Raw genomic sequence first — 20,042 nt, forward strand, 5'->3', positions numbered from 1 at the left:
GGGCTGCGCACCGGCCCGCAGCCCGCCCCGCCCCCGGCCACCACGGCCCCGACCGCACGCCACGGGCCGGTCCGCTCACAACCAGGCCAGAGCCGCCACCACCAGAGCTTGGGTCCCGGTGGTCAGCGTCGGCTGGACCACGGGCGCGAAAACGGCCGAATGGTTGACCGGCACCTCCTGCTCCACCCGCCCCTCCCGCTCAGCACGGTCCCACAACTGCGGGTCGATACCCCCAAGGCCCCAATAGGTGTAGGGCGCACCGAAAGCCTCAGCCAGATGACTGAAATCCTCACTGGCACTCCACCGGCCCAGTGCCCCCGCCCCCTCACCGAAGAAACCGGTGAAGGCCTCAGCGACCCGCCGCGTGGCCGAAGCATCGTTGTCGGTGACCGGGAACCGCCCGAACAGCTCGAAAGAAGGCTCCCGAGGCGCGTTCGAGGCCCAGCACTCGGCCCGGACGACACGTTCGACCGCCTCCACCACCTGAACGCGGGTCTGCTCACTGAAGGCACGGATGTTCAGCGCGATCTCGGCCCGGTCCGGGATGCTGTTGCTCCCGGTACCGGCCCGGACACTACCGACAGTGAGCACCGCCGGCTCGTCGGGGGCGATCTCCCGGGCCACGACCGTCTGCAACCGCACCACGATCAGGGCCGCGAGCACGACCGGATCGACCGCCGACTGCGGCATCGACCCGTGCGCGCCCCTGCCGTGCACCACCACACGCATACTCTGGGCCGCAGCCAACGTCGGCCCCGCGTTGGTACCCACCCGGCCCGCCCGCATCGGCAGCACGTGCTGGCCCAACACGACCTCCGGGCGACCCACGAGCTCTCCCAACCCGTCGGCGACCATGGCCTGGGCACCGTCGGAGGCCTCCTCGGCCGGCTGGAACAGCACCACCACGGTGCCCTGCCACTGCCCGGAGGCCCCGCTCAACAGCTGCGCCGCCCCCAACAGACAACTCACGTGCACATCGTGCCCGCACGCATGCATCACAGGTGTGCCGTCCTCACCGGTCCGCGTGCTGGCATACGACAACCCGGTCTCCTCACGCACGGGCAACCCGTCCATGTCGGCCCGCAGCAGCACCGTGGGCCCCTGCCCCCGGGCCAGGACCCCCACCACCCCGGTACCGCCCACCCCCTCGTGGACGCGATACCCCCACTGGCGCAGCCGCGCCGCGACCAACGACGCGGTCCGGTGCTCCTGATGGGACAGCTCCGGGTGGGCATGCACATCCCGGTAGAAACCCTCCTGCCAGCTGCGGACCCGGTCCAGGCCGGCGAACACAGCCGACGTACGCGCATCACCGTGCACCCGTCCTCCTCGTCAACACCCCGGCACACGCCCGGCCCAGCCTCACCGGGCCCGGGTTCACTCAGTCAACTCAGGGTGGCCGAACAAGGACGCATACCCCGAAGGCAACCCGCTCAGCACCTGGTTGAGCAGACCCCCCGAGATGTTGCCGGCCAGGGTCGACAACACCGCAGCCGCATCCCACTCGGCGATACGCGCACCTGTACCCACCCCCTGCGACACACGCCGACAGAACTCCTCCACCCCGAAGTTGTCCGCCTCGATCTGATCACCCGGATCCAACGCACCCGGCAACTCCCCGGGCAACTGAGCCGCCAGGTTCTCGATGCTGCTGGGCTGGATCCTGCTCGCCAGAACCCCCAACACCACACGCGTCACACGCTCGGCCTCGTCCTGATCGGCGTACTCGCCGCGCTCACGAACCTGGGACAAGAACTCACCCTGGTGCATACTCCCCCCTCACACATGCAACCGGCCTCGTCCAAACGCTCCTTCCAGGACAACAGCACCCACAAACCTCCCGCCCACCCCGAACACCGCACCGCGCCCCCTACGATCAGCACCATGCACACCCCCGCCCACGAGAGCGCCACCGCTGCCGCCTACGACCACCTCGCCCACCGCTACGCCGACTTCGCCCCCGACCACTACACCCGCCACCCCCTGCACCGGGCCCTGATCCCCACCCTGGCCGAACTGGCCCTTCCAGGCCGCCCGGCCGCCGACCTGGGGTGCGGCCCCGGACACGCAGCCGCCCACCTGCACACCCTGGGCCTGAGGGTGCTGGGCCTGGACCTGTCCACCCGCCTGCTCACCCACGCCCGCCACACCCACCCCGGCCCGGCCTTCATCCGCGCAAGCATGGCCCGCCTCCCCCTGGCCCCCCACAGCCTCGGCGCGATCCTGGCCCACTACTGCCTCATCCACACCCCACCCGAGCAGGTCCAGGCCACCTTCACCGAGTGGGCCCGGGCCCTGGCCCCGGGCGCACCCGCACTGGTCTCCTTCCAGACCCAGAACCCCGACCAGGACAGCCACCCCTTCGACCACGACGTCGCCCCGGCCCACCGCCACAGCACCCCACACCTGCTACGGGCCGCCCGCGCCGCCGGACTCACCGAGACCGCCCGCCTGGAACTGGACCCCTCCCAGGACCCGCGCCGCGGATGGGTCCAGACCCACCTGCTCCTGCAACGCCCCACCTGACCAACCCCGCGCCCCCATCTCCCGCGCACGCACACCCCCTGCACCTCCAGCCGGGCCCGGGCCCTCCAACACCCCGGCCACACCCACCCAACGCCCGGCCCGTACCTGTGCCAGGATGCACCCCATGTCGGTACGCCAACTCCTGGTCCTGGGCACCTCCAGCGCCGTGCCCACCCGCCGCCGCAACCACAACGGCTACTTCCTACGCTTCGACAACCACGGCATCCTCCTCGACCCCGGAGAAGGCACCCAACGCCAAATGCGCACCGCCGGCATCTCGGCCACCGACATCACCCGCATCCTCATCACCCACTTCCACGGCGACCACAGCCTGGGCCTGCCCGGCACCATCCAACGCATCGCCCGCGACCAGGTCCCCCACCCCGTCCGCATCGCCTACCCCACCCAGGGCCAGACCTACTTCGAACACCTGCGCCGAGCCACCTCCTTCCTCGACACCGACCGCATCATCGCCCAACCCGTGGGCGGACAAGGCAGCTGCCCCACCGGCGAGGACGACCTGCACATCAGCGCCCTGCCCCTGGACCACTCGATCCCCACCTACGGCTACCGCATCGCCGAACCCCCCACCTGGCACCTGGACCCCCACGAACTGGCCCGCCACCACATCAGCGGCCCCGACGCCGGCCGCCTCAAAACCCAAGGCCACCTGCACCGCCCCGACGGCACCACCGTGCACCTGCACCAGGTCGCACGCCGACGCCGCGGCCAGGTCGTGGCCCACGTCATGGACACCGCACCCTGCCCCCAGGCCCAGGAACTGGCCCAAGGAGCCGACCTGCTCCTGATCGAATCGACCTACCTGGACCAACACCAACACCTGGCCCGCGCCTACAAACACCTGACCGCTCGCCAGGCCGCCACGATCGCCGCCCGCGCCCAGGTCCGCCACCTGGTCCTGACCCACCTGTCCGAACGCTACGAACACGGCCAGGACCAACGTTTCCTCGACCAAGCCGCCCAAGCCTTCCCCGGCCCCACCACCCTGGCCCAGGACCTGGACCGCATCGACCTGCCCCCACGGCACTGACCCCGGGGGCATGTGCCCGCACCGGCCCGGGTAGATCCCGGCCCACACACACGTGCGAGGGGGAGCGATGAGGACCGCCGCGGCGCGAACCCACCGGACCGGCCCCGCCCGGAGCCCACACCACGGCCCACCGAAGACCCCCCGGGCCGCACACACCAGAACCCCGCACCCATGAGGCGCTCCACCGCCCTGGCAGCACTGACCGCCTGCGCCGGAGGCATGGACCTGCTCTCGGTCACCGCGCTGGGCGGGGTCTTCAGCGGCATCACCACCGGAAACCTGGTCCACGCCGGCCACGGCGCGGGCACAGCCCACTGGCCCCTGGCCGCCACCGCCGCAGGAGCCGTGGCCGCCTTCGCCACCGGAGCGGCCCTGGCCTCCCGCACCATGGGACCCTCCCACGAACAGACCCGGGCCCGTATGCGCCTGCAACTGGCCCTGCAAACCACCGTCGTGGCCCTGTTCGCCGCAGGCTGGCTCCTGGTACGCGCCAACCCCGGCACCCTGACCAGCCCGCTCCTGCTGGGCACGGCCGCCCTGGCCATGGGCGCCCAGAGCGCCTGGGCCCGCCAGAACGGCACCTCCACCACCTACCTGACCGGGACCCTGACCGCAGCAGTGGCCGACACCGCCACCGGCCAGGGCCTGGCCCGCCACCGGTGGGACCTGACACGCCTGGCCTGCCTACTGGCCGGGGCCACAACCACCACCCTGGTCCTGGTGTGGTGGGCCCCCGCCGCAGCCCTGGTGCCGGCCGCATGCGCCCTGGCCGGAGCCGCACTGTGGTGGCCCTGCCCACACACCCGGACCTGAGAAAGGGGCGCACGAACCGGCTCCGCGCGTGTTATCCCGGATGCCGAAGGCAGTGTCCTTCCAGAAAGCACCCGCACCGGCAAAGAGGCCCCTACGGCCGCTCCCGGTCCGGCCAGGTGCCGTGTGCGCCCTGCCGGCATCCACGAGCACACGAACCCGGACCGGTTCCCCGGCGGCACAGGGACCAGAGCACACCAGCAGGCCCGGGCACACCCGACCACGGACACGAAAGGCAACCACGGCCCATGCACGCACCCACCGCCGCGGCCCTGCGCCGCATCAGCGCCGCCCTGAGCGGCATCGCCGTGGCCACCGCCCTGTTCCTGACCGTCCCCTACGCCCTGGCCGGGCCGCCCGACCGCCTCCTGCTCTCACCCACCGCCGACCCGGCCACCTCCCAGACCGTGACCTGGCGCACCCCCACCTCGACCACCGCCGACCTGCAGATCACCCCCCACCACACCACCGAGCAGGTCACCACCGTGCCCGCCACCAGCACCGGCCAGGCACACGGCACCTTCCACACCGCCACCGCCACCGACCTGGAACCGGACACTGCCTACCGCTACCGGGTCAGCGACAACACCGGACGCACCAGCCCCTGGCACACCTTCACCACCGCCACCCCAGAACCCCGACCCTTCACCTTCCTGTCCTTCGGCGACCTGCAGACCCACATCACCGAAGGCGCCGGCCCCGTCGTCGAGGCCGCCCTGGCCGCCGAACCCGACGCCGACCTGGCCGTGCACGCCGGCGACCTGGTCGACGACGCCAACAACGAGAACCAGTGGGAACAGTGGTACGAGGTCTTCGGCGACTCCACCGCCACCATGAACCACCTGACCACCCCCGGCAACCACGAATACACCCTCCTACGCCTGTCCCAGTACTGGCCGCTGCAGTTCCCCGGACCCGACAACGGCCCCGACACCGGCGGCACCGACCTGGCCGCCACACTCGGCCACACCGACCACCAAGGGGTCCGCTTCATCACCCTCAACTCCAACTACCGCGAAGCCGCACCCCTGACCCCCCACCAGTGGCTGCACCAACAGGCCCAATGGCTGGAACACACCCTGGAGACCAACCCCCACCCCTGGACCGTGGTCACCTTCCACCACCCGCTCTTCTCCAACCTGCCCGACCGCGACAAAGCCCCCCTGCGCCGCGCCTGGCTGCCCATCCTGGAAGAACACGACGTGGACCTGGTCCTCCAGGGCCACGACCACTCCTACAGCCGCGGCAACCTCACCCGGCACCGCACCGACGACCAGGACGTGCACACCGGACCCGTCTACGCCGTGACCGTCACCGGCCCCAAGATGTACGAGGCCACCACCGAGAACTGGACCGACAACAACGCCGAAGCACGCGTCCAACAGGCCAACACCCAGACCTTCCAGAGCGTGCACGTGGACCGAGGCACCCTGTCCTACACCGCCCGCACCGCCTCCGGACAGACCGTGGACGCCTTCACCATCACCAAGGACCCCCAAGGCGGCAACAAACGGGTCACCGACCAGGTCGAGACCGACTGAGCCCCGCCCCCGCCGACCTCAGACCCCCGCGTGCACCCGTGCCCCGGCCGGGAACCGGGCCCGCTCCAGAACCCGCCGCGCCCCAGCGATGCGATCCCCCTCCGAGCCCGGCTCCCCCGCCGCCAGGTCCAGAGCCCGCGACAACGCAACCACGGACCGGCCCAACCGGCGCCGCTCGTGCGCGCCCCCGCCACCGGCCACCAGCTCTAGCGCCGCCTCGCACTCGGCCCGCGCCTGCTCCAGGTACTGGGCCAGGCTGCGGTTGGGCACCAGCGCACACACCGCCAACCCCACCAGGGCCCCCAGCACGGTCGCCCACAGCCGCTCACCCGCCAGCTCCTGAGCACCCCCACCCGCCTGGGCCAGGTTGGACAGAGCCAGCGTCAACGGGGTCACGAACACGAGTCCGTAGGAGTAGTTGAGGGCCACCACCAGCTCGGCACCCATCTGCAACACCACCACCAGAGCGATCACACCCAGCACCGAGTAGTCGGCCTGAAACAGCGCCCCGGCCAGCACCATCCCCACCACGGTGCCCCCAGCCCGCTGCAGGGTACGGTGCCAGGTGGTGGTGACGTTGGCCGCCTGCAGCACCGACCCGGCCGAGACGGCCGCCCAGTACCCGTGCCCCATCCCCAGCATCCAGGCCCCGGCCCCGGCCACCAGGCAAGCCAGCACGATACGCACCACCGACACCGGCGTGGGCGAGGGCCGGCGCCAGGCCCCGCCCAACGCACCCCACACCGAGGGAACCTGCCGGTGGTGGCTGCGCATCTGCTGAACCCAGCCGCTGAAGGTGCGCAGCTCACCCCGGCTCAGGACCGCCTGGGGGCGGCGTTCACGGCGCACCCGCCGGGCCAGCTCACTCAACTCCGCACACGCCCGGGCCCGGGCCAGCTCACTGTGGCCTCCGGTGAGCACGTCCTCGGCACGCGCGGTCAGCAGTTCCAGCTCGCGGTGCAGCGGACCGGGACGGCGCACCGACAACAGAGTGGACCAGGCCCGCTCCAGGGCCTCTTCGGCGCCGGCGCGCGTGGCCGGGCCGGGACGGCGCAGGTGACGGGCCAGCGCGGCCAGGGCCCGGGCGGTGGCAAGCCGTTCGGGAGCCGCGGCCCAGGCCAGCGCCCCGGCCTGGGCCAGCAGCCAGCACACGGCCCCCGCCCCGGCGGTGGTGGCCACCACCAGCGGCACCTGGGCCGCATCCAGAGGGTTGTAGGCGGCCACCCCCACCGCGAAGACGAACATCAGACCGGCCGGCGCCCCCAGGGCCAGGGCGTCGGAGAGGTACTTGCCCCCGCCCGCGACCAGAGAGGCCACCACCACCGCAGCCAGGGTGTGGCCCACCAGGACCTGGGTCAGCGCCCCCAGGGCCACCGAGAGGGTCAGGGCCGCACCGACCACCAGCAGCAGGACGCGGCGGCGCGCGTAGGTCTCGTCGCGTGCGTACAGGCAGGTGAAACAGCCCATGGCCGCGTACGGGATCAGCTCCACGTGCCCGGCGGCGTAGAGCGCCCCCAGGACCAGGGCCACGCTGAGGCCGGCGCGGACGGCGGTGGCCCAGACGTTGCCGTGCACAGGGCGCGGCGCCAGGGCCCCGCGCACGGAGAGGAGGCGGGACACAGCACCCAAGAAAGACCACAAATAGTTCACAAGTAAACTATTGTAGGGTGTTTCTCCACCACCAACAACCCACTCACCAGGACCAACCCATGAGCGACGCCGTCTCCCGCTACCGCGACAACTGGGCCCACCTGCACCCCGACCTGGACCTGTCCAGCATGGAAGCCATGGGCCGAGTCCTACGCCTGGCCACCCTCATGAACACCACCACCGACCACGCCCTGACCAACACCGAAGTCACCCGCCCCGAATTCGAGATCCTGGCCGCCCTCCGCCGCTCCCACAACGGCCTGCGCCCCCGCCAACTCACCCGCGAAACCATCTCCTCAGGCGCCTCCACCACCAAACGCCTCACCCGCCTCGAACAAGCCGGCCTCATCCAACGCACCCCCCACCACCGCGACCGCCGCGAAATCCACGTCACCCTCACCGAACGCGGCACCGCCCTGGCCGACGAACTCTTCACCGGCCAACTCCACCGCGAAAACCAACTCCTGACCCCCCTGAACCCAGACGAACGCGCCCAACTCGCCCACCTACTCCACCGCGTCCTCACCCCCATCGACCACGCCTGACCCCCACCCACCACGAAAGCCCCCCACGAATGAGCCCCCCACACCGACCTCACCCACGCCGTACACGCCCTGACCGACACCGACGCCCCCATCACCGACATCCACCCCCTCACCGGCGGCACCAAAAAGACCGTCCTACGCCTACGCCTGGGCCACCAACCCCTCATCACCTACCGCTGGAACCCCGACCAAGACCACTCCGACAGCACCGACCACGACCCCGCCAACCCCCTCGCCCCCGCCTCCAGCGCCCACCTGTTCGCCGCCGCCCACACCCAACTACACCAACTGGGCCTATCCGTACCTGCCCTGCACGCCCTGGACACCAGCCGCACCCACCACCCATCCCACATCGCCCTACTCCAAGACCTGGGCCCCACCAACCTGCAACACCTGCTGCACCACCGACCCCGTCCTGGAACACCTACGCAACCAACTCCACACCCTGCACACCCACACCCACACCCACTTCGGCCGCCCCACCCAACTGGCCCAACACACACCCCCGCCCCACCCCACCTGCGAACAGACCGTTCTCACACGAGCCCTGACCCACCTGGACCAAGCCGCCGACCTGGCCCCACGCCTGCGCCCGCACCGAGAACGCCTCCACCAACTCCTGCACACCCGCGCCGACGCCGTACGCCCACGCACCCGCCACGGCCTCATCCACGGCGAACTGGGCCCCGAACACATCCTCGTCACCGACCAAGGCATCCCCCACCTGATCGACATCGAAGGACTGATGTTCTTCGACACCGAATGGGAACACGCCTACCTGCGCATGCGCCTGGGCCCCCACCACCCCCGCCTGACCACCGTGACCCAGGACCCGGCCCGCACCGCCCTGTACACCCTGGCCTTGCACCTGTCCCTGGTCGCCGGCCCCCTGCAAAAGCTCGCCCGACCCCACTGCCCCGACCCCGAACAGATGCGCGCCATCGCCCAAACCCACCTGACCCACACCCTGGCCGCAAGCTGAACCGCCACCACCCGAACCAGAGACAACAAAACGCGACACCACACCACCAGGAGCCCCCCATGCCCATGCCCGCACCCACCGGCCACCTGCCCCTGACCCACGGCCACACCATGGCCTACTACACCAGCGGCAACCCCCACGGCCGCCCCGCCCTGGCCCTGCACGGCGGCCCCGGATCCGGCGCCGCCCCCGGCTACGCCGCCTTCCTGGACACCACCCGCTACCACCTCATCCAGTTCGACCAACGCGGCTGCGGCAACTCCACCCCCGACGCCGCCCACCCCCACACCGACCTGACCACCAACACCACCACCCACCTCATCCACGACATCGAAACCCTGCGCACCCACCTGGGCATCGACACCTGGCTCGTACTGGGCGCCTCCTGGGGCTCCACCCTGGCCCTGGCCTACGCCCAGGCCCACCCCGAACACGTCCACGCCCTCACCCTGGTCTCGGTCACCACCACCTCACCCCACGAAGTGCACTGGGCCACCCACCAGATGCGCCACATCTTCCCCGAAGCCTGGCAGGACTTCCGCGACTCCGCCGGCGCCGACGCCGACCCCCACGACCTGGCAAGCGCCTACGCCCGCCTGCTGGCCGACCCCGACCCCACCGTGCGCGAGAACGCCGCCCGCGCCTGGTGCGCCTGGGAAGACACCCACGTGTCCACCAACCCCGGCCACAAACCCCACCCCCGCTTCAATGACCCCCATTACCGGGCCAGGTTCGCCCGCCTGGTCACCCACTACTGGTCCCACCACGCCTTCCTGGCACCGAACCAGCTCATCGACCAAGCCCACCGCCTGCGCCACACCCCCGGCGCCCTCGTCCACGGACGCCTGGACATCTCCTCACCCACCTCCACCGCCCACGCCCTGGCCCGCGCCTGGCCCCACGCACAACTGACCATCAGCTCCCAGGCCGGCCACATCAGCGGACGCAGCCCCCTGGTCGAAGCAGCACGCGCCGCCACCGACCACTTCGCCTGAGCCTGCGAACACAAAACGGGGGGCGGCGCCCCGCGCCGCCCCCAACCCCGTGCGCCCCTCAGGCACCCACACGCCGGGCCAACGCATCCACCAACACCGCCAACTCCTCCTCGGTGTTGTAGTAGTGCACCGACGCACGCACCACCTGCTCAGGCAACCCCTCGTACTCCCACACCTGGTTGTGCACCCGCGACACACTCACATTCACCCCCTCGCGCGCCAAAAACGCCCGCACCCACTCAGCCCCCACCCCCCGAACCGAGAACGTCACGATCCCCGACCGCTCACCCACACGCCCCCGATCCCACACACGCACCCCCTCCAACACCGACAGACGCTCACGCAACACCTCCCCCAACCAGCCCACACGCTCAGCCACCGCCCCCATCCCCAACGCACAGGCATAATCGGCCGCCACCGCCAACCCCAACTGCCCCGCCACACTGCGCTCGAAGGACTCGAACCGGCGCGCATCCCCACGCACCCGGTAAGCATCCGGGCCCACCCACTCGGCCGAGGACACATCCACCACCGCAGGCTCACCCACCCCCGCACCCTCCCGCGCATACAACAACCCCGTCCCCCGCGGACCCCGCAAGAACTTACGCCCCGTCGCCGTCAAAAAATCACACCCCACCCGCTCCACATCCACCTGCACCTGACCCACCGACTGGCACGCATCCACCAAGAACAACACCCCATGCGCCCGACAAGCCCGCCCCACCCGCTCCACCGGGTTCACCAACCCGTTGTGCGTGGGCATGTGGTTGAGCGCCACCAACACCACCCCGCCCTCGTCCAGGGCCTGCTCCAACGCCCCCACATCCACCACACCCTCGCCGTCATCAGCCACCACCTCCACCCGCGCCCCCACAGCCCCGGCCGCCTTGACCAACCCCATGCCGTTACTGGAGTACTCACTGACCGTGGTCAGAATCCGATCACCCGCCTTCAGCGGCACCGACCCCAACGCCAGCTCCCACGCCCGCGTAGCGCTCTCGACAAACGCCACCTCCTGCGGACGCGCCCCCAACAACCGCGCCACCGACGAATAGAACCCCTCCATCCGGGCAGCAGCCGACTCCGCGGCCTCATAGCCACCCACCCGCGCCTCCAACCGCAGATGAGCCACCATCTCCTCCACCACCGGGTCGGGCATCAACGCCGCCCCCGCACTGTTCAGATGCACCCGCTCGCCCACACCCGCGGTCTGCGCACGCACACCCGCAACATCAAAACCCACACCACACCCCGCATCCACACGGCCGACACAGCTCCAGCCCTCCACCTACCCCCGACCACCCCCGACCAAAGAAACACCAAAAAAAGAGAGGGACCGCCCCCACGGCGACCCCCCTCTTCCTCACGGACCGGCCCCCTTCTCAGGCCCAGACCACCTCCTGGCCGTGCTCACCGGCATAGGCCACCACACGCTCATCCAACGCCACCGTGAACATCCCCTCCCGCGGCGGCCGGCCACCCTGCAACCACGGAAACACCTTCCACCCCTCGTTACTGACCCAGTGCCCCGGAAGCGACCGCACCACCTGCACGAACGCATCCCGCTGCGCCGACGGCAAATAAGCAGCCACCGCACTGTGGAAAACCACCAACGTCGCCTCCCGCGGAACCCGCGACGCCAACTCCGGCAACGCCTGCACCAGATCCCCGGCCACCACCTGCGCCGGCTCGGCCGCCGCCACCGCAGCCGCACCCCGCAACCGCTCCCGCCGCGCCTCCTCCTCAGGCCCCGGCCAGATCAACGACTCCAACCACCGCACATCCTGCTCCCGGCCCGGATCCAACGGGTTCAGGTCCACCCCGCCCCGCCACACCACCTGCGGCACCCGCTCCGGCACCGGAACCGGCCCCGAAACCGCACACTCCAACCCCACCGCGCTCCGGTCAGGACCCACCCAACCCCCACCACCGAACCGGTACCGGTAGCGATCCGGATACAAGCACAACCCCGCCGAAGACCCCACCTCCAGCAACGCCAACGGCCCCGGCAACTGCGCCAACACCGGCAACAACACCGCACAACGGCGAGCCTCGTTGGTCTGGGTCAACCGCTCCAGCACCACAGCGCGCACCCGCTCCCACTGCGCCAGAACAAACGCCCGAAACCCCGGCCAGCTCTCCACCGGACCACCCAGGTACCGCACCGCACCCAACAACAGGTTCGGCTGACGCTTGTTACCCGCCGGCAACTGCGCAAGCAGCCCCACCACCTGCCCGTCCTCGGCCACCCCCCGAGCGATCCGGGCATAAGCATGGGCACCCACCGCATCGAAATGCTCGGCGAACCCACCCCAACGGGCCGCAATCTCCTCCTCGGCACCACCCACAGCAGCCACGTGATCCACCGACACACCACACTTTCCGAACAGGGGGTAAAACAGCACCCCCCACCTACCCCGCCCCCGCGCCCGCCGACCCCACCACCCACGAGACCTGGACCACACCAACCGACCAGCCCCGACGTGAGCCGCACCACCCCACCAACACGAACACACCACAAGAACTCTCACCCGAAAACAGTGATCCAAGCAGCCAAGAACACCACCACCAGAACGGAACACCGTGAGGCTGACCCACCGACACACCCTCCACACCCCACCCCCCGACCCACCCCTGGTGGAACTGGTCGACCTCACCCTGCCCCCACACCTGCACCACCTGAACCTGACACTGCACCCCGGAGAACACCTGGCCCTGGTCGGCCTGACCGACCCCACCACCCTCACCCGCCTCCTGACCAGCCACCTCCGCACCCACCACACCCACATCCACCCCCTGGACCCCACCACCCTCCACATCACCACCACCCACCACCACGCCCACCTCCACACCATGACCCACCCCACCCACACCCACCACGCCGACCGCATCCTCTACCTCGAACACGGCCACCTCACCGAAACCGGCACCCACCGCCAACTCCTCCTACACGGAGGACGCTACGCCCGCGCCTACGCCCTCACCGGCCCCCACCGCACAGCCACCTAAAATCAACCCCGTGGCACCCATCACCAAAGAACTCACCGTCGGCCAAGTCGCCGAACGCTCCGGAGTAGCCGTCTCGGCCCTGCACTTCTACGAACGCAAAGGCCTCATCCACAGCCGCCGCACCAGCGGCAACCAACGCCGCTACCGCCGCGACACCCTGCGCCGGGTCTCCTTCATCCGCATATCCCAACGCGTAGGCCTGCCCCTGGCCCGCATCCGCCAAGCCCTGGACCAACTCCCCGACAACCGCACCCCCACCCGCACCGACTGGGCCGACCTGTCCCAGCAATGGCACGACGAACTCAACGCCCGCATCGACCAACTCACCCGCCTACGCGACGACCTCAGCGACTGCATCGGCTGCGGCTGCCTGTCCCTGAGCGCCTGCACCCTGTCCAACCCCCAGGACCAGCTCTCCCAGGCCGGCACCGGCCCCCGCCGCCTCCTGGTCGAACACTTCCGCAACGAACAGGACCACACCGACCACACCTGAACCCGCCCGCACACGAACAAGGCCCGCCCCCGCCGGCAACGGCAGGAACGGGCCCGACGGGACAAACGCAGAAACAACCCCTCAACCCACAGCGGCCTCGTCCCGACCACGCCGCGCCAACTCATCGGCACGCTCGTTGCCCTCATCACCGCTGTGGCCGCGCACCCACCGCCACTGCACCTCGTGGCGCTCACGCGCCTGGTCCAGACGCTGCCACAGATCCACGTTCTTGACCGGCTTCTTGGCCGAGGTCTGCCACCCGCGTTTCTTCCACCCGGCCACCCAACTGGTGATGCCGTTGCGCACATAGGAGGAGTCGGTGTGCAGCACCACCGGCATGGGCCGGTGCAACACCTCCAACGCCTGGATGGCCGCCATCAACTCCATCCGGTTGTTGGTGGTCTCCTTCTCCCCACCGAACAACTCCCTCTCGTGCCCGCCGTAACGCAACCACACACCCCACCCGCCCGGGCCGGGGTTACCGCTGCATGCCCCGTCGGTGTAGATGACCACCTGCTGTGTCGGCTCCTCGCCGCCCGTGTCCGCGTTGTGCATGCGGGGCAATCTACCGCCCCCACACATCACGAAAAGATCACACAACCCCAGAACCGGGCCAACTCACGCGCCAATCACCACCACTGGACCCCCCACACACCCCCAAGCGGACCGAACACACCAACAAAGGCACCCCCGCGCCCCCTCTGGCCCCACACAAAAAAAGGGGCCCGACCCCCAGGTCGACACCCCCGAACAGCCCTGCGAAAGCCCTGCTCAGGCCCCCTCGGAACCCTCCAGCTCCCCCACCAGCTCCTCGGTACGCTCCACACGCCGCTCCAGCACCTGCTCGCGCATCTCCTCCATACGCTTGAGCACCCGCTTGCGCTCACGCTTGGACAACCGGTCCACATACACCTTGCCCACCGTGTGGTCACTCTCATGCTGCAGACACCGCGCGAAGAACCCGCTACCGGAGACCACCACCGGCTGCCCGTCCCGATCCACACCCCGCACCGTGGCGCGCTCGGCCCGCCCCAGGTCCGCATGCGGCCCCGGAACCGACAAACACCCCTCGGACTCCACCTCCACAGCAACATCCAGATCACGCTCGTCCAACACCGGATTGACCACGTGACCCACGTGCCGCACACCCTCATCATCAGGGCAGTCATAGACGAACAGGCGCAGGTCCACCCCCACCTGATTGGCCGCCAACCCCACACCCTCGGCCGCATACATCGTCCGGAACATGTCATCGACCAGCCCGGCCAGCTCCGCCGACCCCAGCAACTCCGGCCCCACATCCGCACAACGGCGGTGCAGGACCTCCTCGCCCACCTGCGTGATCGCCAGAACCCGGCCCCGCCGCGCCTCCGGGGCGAACTCACCGAACTCCGACACCTCACGGCCCTGCACCACAGCGGCCACCTGCGAGGCCGTGGACTGCTCCGACATGGTCCCACTCTCAAACGTGCTCAACACCGGTCAACACCGAAAAAGTAGCACGAACCGGCAGGTCAACCCCCACCGTCACCGGAACCACGAATTGCCCTGGATCAGACACCGCGCCAAGTAATCACGCAACGACACCACCACCAACCGGCGCCGATCCGACTCATGATCCCACACCACGATCCCCGGACCGTAGTCGGTGTGCACATACGCGAACTGCGGCCCCATGTCCGAATCCCCGAAGAAGATCATCTCGTCGAAGGGCGCATACAACTCCTGGTAATCCGGCTCCCGCCGCATCCCCAAGTTGTCCTCCACCAAACGCCGCGCACTCCACACCACCGCATCCCCGTACTCATTGGCCACCCCATCGACCTCGCGCAACAACGACGCCAACTCCACAGGCAGAGGCAGCTGCAACCGCTTCTCCACCTCGGCCAGGGTCACCTCATCGACCGGATCGGCCAACACGGCCTCCGGATACATCTCCCAGATCAGTTCACGCCACACACCCCGATCATCACAGCTCGAACCAAGACACGGGAAATCGACCACGGCGAGTCGCACCAGAAACCCCCAAGAAAACACCACCCCGCCCCGACCTCACCAAGGACCACAGCCACCCACCAGACCCCCCGACCAACTCAACCGGCCAAAGCACCCACACCCACCACAAATCCCTCCACCACCGCCGGCACCACCCGAGCCCCACACACAAAAAAAGGACCCACCCAAGGCCCCACACCACACCAACACCCCGCCCCCACCGACCAGAGCACCACCACACCCCACAATGGAAAAGACCCATCACCCCACCCGAACAGGAACCATGACCACCACACCCCACACCACCCGCCACCCCCCACACACCACCCTCGCCTACCTCATCCTCCTGCTCACCCAACACATCGCCGCCTTCCTCCTCCTGCCCCTCATCATCGCCTCCGCCCTCCTCACCCTCCTCTGGATCGGCCTGCCCTTCATCATCCTCACCGGCACCCTCCTACGCACCCTCGCCACCAGCCAACGCCGCACCCTCACCCACCTCACCCACCAACCCCTCACACCCACCTACCACCCCCTCCCCCCGACCGGCATCAACCGCCGAGCCAGCACCCTGCTCACCGACCCCGCCACCTGGAAAGACCTCCTCTGGCTCACCTCCGCCCCCCTCAACCTCCTCATCCTCGCCCTCCCACCCACCCTCGCCACCCACGCCCTCTACCAAGCCACCACCGCCCTCACCCCCAACCCCCACCACATCTACGACCTCACCACCCCCCACACACTCCCCACCCGACTCCTCCTCCTCACCCTCGCCACCACCCTCCTCTACCTCACCTACCGCCTCACCCCACCCACCCTCACCCTCTACACACGCCTCAACCACCTCCTCCTCATCCCCACCGCCAAAACCCGACTCACCGCACGCGTCCAACACCTGGCCACCAGCCGCGCCAACACCATCGACACCCAAGCCGCCGAAATCCGCCGCATCGAACGCGACCTCCACGACGGCGCCCAAGCCCGCCTCGTCGCCCTCGGCATGAACCTGGGCATGGCCGAACAAATCATCACCCACGACCCCCACACCGCCCGCACCATGCTCACCGAAGCACGCGAAACCACCCGCCAAGCCCTCACCGAACTCCGCGACCTCGTCCGCGGCATCCACCCACCCGTCCTCGTCGAACGCGGACTCCACGGAGCCGTCCACGCCCTCGCCCTGACCCACCAACTCCCCATCACCGTCACCATCGACCTCGACGGCCGCCCCACCGACCCCGTCGAATCCGCCGCCTACTTCGCCATCGCCGAACTCCTCACCAACACCGCCAAACACGCCGACGCCACCCACGCCTGGGTCCACATCAACCACGGCCGCAACCGCCTGGTCATCACCGTCACCGACAACGGCCACGGCGGAGCCACCACCCCCGCCAACGGCCTCACCGGCATCGCCCGACGCATCGACGCCTTCGATGGCACGATGAACATCACCAGCCCACCCGGCGGACCCACCATCATCACCCTGGAGATCCCGTGCGCGTTGTCATCGCAGAAGACCTGGCCCTCCTCAAAGACGGCCTGATCCGCCTCCTCCAAGCCCACGACTGCACCGTCGTAGCAGCCGTCGACAACGGCCCCGACCTCCACACAGCCCTCCTGCACCACCACCCCGACGTCGCCGTCGTCGACGTACGCCTCCCCCCCACCTTCACCGACGAAGGACTCCAAGCCGCCATAGCCGCCCGCACCCAGATCCCCGGCCTGCCCATCCTCGTGCTCTCCCAACACGTCGAACCGCTCTACGCCCGCGAACTCCTCTCCGACGACGCAGGCGCCGTCGGCTACCTCCTCAAGGACCGCCTCTTCGACATCGGCCAATTCATCGAATCCGTCCGCCGCGTCGCCGCCGGCGGCACCGCCATGGACCCCGCCGTCATCTCCCAACTCCTCGCCCCCCAGGACCAGAGCGACCCCCTGGCCCAACTCACCCCCCGCGAACGCGAAGTCCTCGCCGAAATGGCCGAGGGCCGCTCCAACACCGCCATCGCCCAACGCCTCTACATCACCGACAAAGCCGTCAGCAAACACATCAACAACATCTTCACCAAACTCGACCTTGCCCCCTCCACCGACGACAGCCGACGCGTCCTGGCCGTCCTCGCCTACCTCAACGGAACCGACAACACCCCCACCTGAAACCCACAAAAAAGATGCCGCCGCCCCACCGGACGACGACACCCCGAAAACCCGCCAACAGCCCTACGGCCGCGAACGATACAACCCCTCGATCTCCTCCGAGAAAGCCCTCAACACCGCCTCACGCCGCACCTCACCCGAAGCCAACACCAACCCCGACTGCACCGTGAACTCCTCCGCCAACACATGGAAGGACCGCACCGCCAACCGCCGAGGCACATTCCGATTGGCCTCATAAACCAACCCCTGCACCTCACGCAACAGGTCCCGGTCCCCCGCGATCTCCTCCGCAGACATCGACAACGGACGCCCATTCACCAAACGCCAGTACTCCAACTGATCACGCACCAACGTCACCAACGCACTCGCGAACGGCCGCCCCTCCACAATCACCATCACCTGACTGACCAACGGATGCGCACGCAAACGCGCCTCCAACCCCGCTACCAGCTCCGCATCCGAAGGCCCCACCGGACCCCCACCACCCTGGGGCCCCTCCACTACAGGCAACTCCAACGTCGCCGCACCATCACCCTCGGAACCATCCCGCACAGGAGCCACCCGGTCACGCTCCACCGCAACATCGGAACCACCCCCCTGCTCACCCCCCGCAGGAACAGGGCCCAACTGCGCCGCCCCACGCACACCCGCACCCGCCACGAACCGCCCCGGCACCTCAGCCACCGCCGACTGCGCCCGCACCCGGCCACGGGCCCACACGACCCCCTCGGCATCCACCTCGACCGACTCCCCCGTGGCCAACCAACCCTCACGGAAAGCCGACTGCGACCCCTCAGCGTCACCCCAATACCCGGAAAAGGCCACACCACCACGCACGAAGGCCTCACCCTCCTGCGAGACCCACACATCACGCCCGGGCAGAGCACGACCCACCGAACCGGCCACCCGGTCCCCCGGACCGTTCGCCGCAAAGACCCCCGCCGTCTCCGCACACCCCAACACCTGCATCACCGGGATCCCCACACCGGAGAAGAACGCATCCAACTTCTCCGACAGGCCACCACCCCAGCACACCACCAGATGCACCCGGCCCCCGAAGACCTCACGCACCTTCGAGAACGACCAGTCATACATCGACCGCGACAACCGGCGCCAAGCACCCTTCTTCGGTGAACGGTCGAACTGCACCGCCGCATCCACCGAAGCGTTGAAGGTCCCCAAGGAGTCCCAACCCGTCGCCCTGGCCGCACTGCGCTGTCCCTCGTACACCGACCACAACAACGAGGCACCACACACCACCACCGTGGGCCGGAACGCCCCCAACGAAGCCTGCAACGACCCCGGAGCAGCCAACCCCACCCGCACACGGCCCACCACACACGCCACCAACGAAGCCAGACCCGACATCTGCGACAAAGGCTCGTCCAGCAGCGTGCTCGCCGCACCCGGCTCCAACTCCGACAACCGCGGCCACATCCGGTCCACCACATCAGCACCGGCCGCCAACAACGCACCATGCGTGAGCACCACACCACGCATACTCCTGGAGACCGTACTCATCGGAAAAGCGATCACCGCCGCATCCTCCGGCAAGGCCGCCTCACGCCGGAACCGCACCGCAGAAGCGTCCATGTACGCCCCCAACGACACCAACTCCGGCAACCCCGGACTCAGCCGCCACACACGCCCCAGATCCGGCAACTCACGCTGCAAACCGCTCACCGCACGGTGGGCACGCTCACCCTCGACCACCGCAGCCGCCGGACGAGTACTACGCACCACGTGCGCCACCCGCTCGACCGAAGCCACCGAGGGCAACGGCACCAGCACTGCACGCACCGTCCACACCGCAAAGGCCAAGCGCACCCAGTCGTGATGGTTGTCAGCCACCAACAGCACCCGGTCGCCCTCACCCACACCAGCGGCCACCAACCCCTTGGCCACACCACTCACATCCGTGGCAAAGGCACCAGCGCTCACACGCTCCCAGTCGCCGCCCTCACCGGAAGGAACCGACCACGTCTGCGCATGAGCATCAGCGGTCGCCACCTCATAGACCAGCTCGCCCAACCCGGACAGCCGCCGAGCCCCAGTCCCGGGGGTGACCCTAGCCTCGCCCATACCACTCATTCCTCTGCCACGTCGGAGGACGGGCCCGGACCGAACCCGCCCGCATCGGGGAAGTCGGCCCTACTGTGCCCGCAACCACCACACCACGGCAACCCGGACCCCAACGCCCACAACGCCCACATACAGGCACAACCCGCCCAGGCGCACAGATCGGCCCGGTTCTCCCGGAGCTACGGCCAGGGGCAAAGTAACCA

Annotated in this window: 21 protein-coding genes; 11 read left to right on the top strand and 10 right to left on the bottom strand. The window is 69.2% G+C overall.

Going from position 1 to position 20,042, the window contains the following annotated elements; translation table 11 throughout:
* Positions 1 to 75: 75 nt before the first annotated feature.
* Together D456_RS0116715 and D456_RS0116720 are read right to left on the bottom strand one after the other, a co-directional pair.
* A complete protein-coding gene (locus D456_RS0116715; RefSeq protein ID WP_040699523.1) occupies positions 76 to 1,320 on the bottom strand; it encodes an amidohydrolase in 1,245 nt (414 codons plus the stop codon).
* A gap of 57 nt (positions 1,321 to 1,377) precedes the next feature.
* A complete protein-coding gene (locus D456_RS0116720; protein WP_394297283.1) occupies positions 1,378 to 1,752 on the bottom strand; it encodes a DUF2267 domain-containing protein in 375 nt (124 codons plus the stop codon).
* A 132-nt stretch (positions 1,753 to 1,884) separates the two neighbouring features.
* Between D456_RS0116720 and D456_RS0116725 the strand changes: the two genes are divergently transcribed.
* The 4 genes from D456_RS0116725 (at position 1,885) to D456_RS0116740 (ending at position 5,928) form a co-directional block, all read left to right on the top strand.
* Positions 1,885 to 2,526, top strand: a complete 642-nt coding sequence (locus tag D456_RS0116725; RefSeq protein WP_026115951.1) for a class I SAM-dependent methyltransferase — start codon at positions 1,885 to 1,887, stop codon at positions 2,524 to 2,526.
* A gap of 124 nt (positions 2,527 to 2,650) precedes the next feature.
* Complete coding sequence (locus D456_RS0116730; RefSeq protein ID WP_017577332.1) at positions 2,651 to 3,577, top strand: ribonuclease Z; 927 nt, start codon at positions 2,651 to 2,653, stop codon at positions 3,575 to 3,577.
* A gap of 171 nt (positions 3,578 to 3,748) precedes the next feature.
* Positions 3,749 to 4,390, top strand: coding sequence for a DUF1275 family protein (locus D456_RS0116735; RefSeq protein ID WP_017577333.1), 642 nt, complete (start codon positions 3,749 to 3,751; stop codon positions 4,388 to 4,390).
* Positions 4,391 to 4,635: 245 nt separating this feature from the next.
* Entirely contained in the window at positions 4,636 to 5,928 is a 1,293-nt protein-coding gene (locus tag D456_RS0116740) for a purple acid phosphatase family protein (RefSeq protein ID WP_017577334.1), read from the top strand.
* An 18-nt stretch (positions 5,929 to 5,946) separates the two neighbouring features.
* Here D456_RS0116740 and D456_RS0116745 read toward each other — a convergent pair whose 3' ends face one another.
* Entirely contained in the window at positions 5,947 to 7,548 is a 1,602-nt protein-coding gene (locus D456_RS0116745; RefSeq protein ID WP_152442598.1) for an FUSC family protein, read from the bottom strand.
* An 89-nt stretch (positions 7,549 to 7,637) separates the two neighbouring features.
* Here D456_RS0116745 and D456_RS0116750 point away from each other — a divergent pair, with 89 nt between their 5' ends.
* Positions 7,638 to 8,123, top strand: a complete 486-nt coding sequence (locus tag D456_RS0116750; protein WP_017577336.1) for a MarR family winged helix-turn-helix transcriptional regulator — start codon at positions 7,638 to 7,640, stop codon at positions 8,121 to 8,123.
* A 424-nt stretch (positions 8,124 to 8,547) separates the two neighbouring features.
* Here the strand turns inward: D456_RS0116750 and D456_RS25140 are convergent, their stop codons facing one another.
* Entirely contained in the window at positions 8,548 to 8,835 is a 288-nt protein-coding gene (locus D456_RS25140; protein WP_152442599.1) for a hypothetical protein, read from the bottom strand.
* Positions 8,836 to 8,868: 33 nt separating this feature from the next.
* Between D456_RS25140 and D456_RS25145 the strand changes: the two genes are divergently transcribed.
* Both D456_RS25145 and pip read left to right on the top strand, forming a co-directional pair.
* Positions 8,869 to 9,105, top strand: coding sequence for a hypothetical protein (locus D456_RS25145; protein ID WP_017577338.1), 237 nt, complete (start codon positions 8,869 to 8,871; stop codon positions 9,103 to 9,105).
* Between the two features lie 59 nt (positions 9,106 to 9,164).
* Entirely contained in the window at positions 9,165 to 10,100 is a 936-nt protein-coding gene (gene pip, locus D456_RS0116765) for a prolyl aminopeptidase (RefSeq protein ID WP_017577339.1), read from the top strand.
* A gap of 58 nt (positions 10,101 to 10,158) precedes the next feature.
* Here pip and D456_RS0116770 read toward each other — a convergent pair whose 3' ends face one another.
* Together D456_RS0116770 and D456_RS0116775 are read right to left on the bottom strand one after the other, a co-directional pair.
* Positions 10,159 to 11,343, bottom strand: a complete 1,185-nt coding sequence (locus D456_RS0116770) for an aminotransferase class V-fold PLP-dependent enzyme (protein ID WP_239643872.1) — start codon at positions 11,341 to 11,343, stop codon at positions 10,159 to 10,161.
* Positions 11,344 to 11,482: 139 nt separating this feature from the next.
* Entirely contained in the window at positions 11,483 to 12,466 is a 984-nt protein-coding gene (locus D456_RS0116775) for a DUF2332 domain-containing protein (RefSeq protein ID WP_026115952.1), read from the bottom strand.
* Between the two features lie 217 nt (positions 12,467 to 12,683).
* Here D456_RS0116775 and D456_RS27215 point away from each other — a divergent pair, with 217 nt between their 5' ends.
* Both D456_RS27215 and soxR read left to right on the top strand, forming a co-directional pair.
* A complete protein-coding gene (locus tag D456_RS27215) occupies positions 12,684 to 13,109 on the top strand; it encodes a hypothetical protein (RefSeq protein ID WP_017577342.1) in 426 nt (141 codons plus the stop codon).
* A 10-nt stretch (positions 13,110 to 13,119) separates the two neighbouring features.
* On the top strand, positions 13,120 to 13,602 hold the full coding sequence (gene soxR, locus D456_RS0116785; RefSeq protein ID WP_017577343.1) for a redox-sensitive transcriptional activator SoxR: 483 nt from the start codon (positions 13,120 to 13,122) through the stop codon (positions 13,600 to 13,602).
* 81 nt (positions 13,603 to 13,683) lie between these two features.
* Here soxR and rnhA read toward each other — a convergent pair whose 3' ends face one another.
* The 3 genes from rnhA to D456_RS0116800 all read right to left on the bottom strand — a co-directional run bounded on the left by rnhA (position 13,684) and on the right by D456_RS0116800 (position 15,561).
* Positions 13,684 to 14,157: a ribonuclease HI gene (rnhA, locus tag D456_RS0116790; RefSeq protein ID WP_017577344.1), complete on the bottom strand. Its 474-nt coding sequence runs from the start codon at positions 14,155 to 14,157 to the stop codon at positions 13,684 to 13,686.
* A gap of 216 nt (positions 14,158 to 14,373) precedes the next feature.
* On the bottom strand, positions 14,374 to 15,054 hold the full coding sequence (gene def / locus D456_RS0116795; RefSeq protein ID WP_017577345.1) for a peptide deformylase: 681 nt from the start codon (positions 15,052 to 15,054) through the stop codon (positions 14,374 to 14,376).
* Between the two features lie 75 nt (positions 15,055 to 15,129).
* Entirely contained in the window at positions 15,130 to 15,561 is a 432-nt protein-coding gene (locus D456_RS0116800; RefSeq protein WP_017577346.1) for an SMI1/KNR4 family protein, read from the bottom strand.
* A 319-nt stretch (positions 15,562 to 15,880) separates the two neighbouring features.
* Between D456_RS0116800 and D456_RS0116805 the strand changes: the two genes are divergently transcribed.
* Positions 15,881 to 17,143: a sensor histidine kinase gene (locus D456_RS0116805; protein ID WP_017577347.1), complete on the top strand. Its 1,263-nt coding sequence runs from the start codon at positions 15,881 to 15,883 to the stop codon at positions 17,141 to 17,143.
* Positions 17,095 to 17,757 (top strand): LuxR C-terminal-related transcriptional regulator, encoded by a 663-nt coding sequence (locus tag D456_RS0116810; RefSeq protein WP_017577348.1) that lies wholly within the window; start codon positions 17,095 to 17,097, stop codon positions 17,755 to 17,757. Before D456_RS0116805 ends, D456_RS0116810 begins: the two co-directional genes overlap by 49 nt.
* Positions 17,758 to 17,820: 63 nt before the next feature.
* Here the strand turns inward: D456_RS0116810 and D456_RS0116815 are convergent, their stop codons facing one another.
* Complete coding sequence (locus tag D456_RS0116815; RefSeq protein WP_026115953.1) at positions 17,821 to 19,839, bottom strand: AMP-binding protein; 2,019 nt, start codon at positions 19,837 to 19,839, stop codon at positions 17,821 to 17,823.
* Positions 19,840 to 20,042: the final 203 nt, after the last annotated feature.

The sequence above is a fragment of the Nocardiopsis kunsanensis DSM 44524 genome, assembly GCF_000340965.1.
In the GTDB taxonomy this organism is placed as follows: Bacteria; Actinomycetota; Actinomycetes; order Streptosporangiales; family Streptosporangiaceae; genus Nocardiopsis; species Nocardiopsis kunsanensis.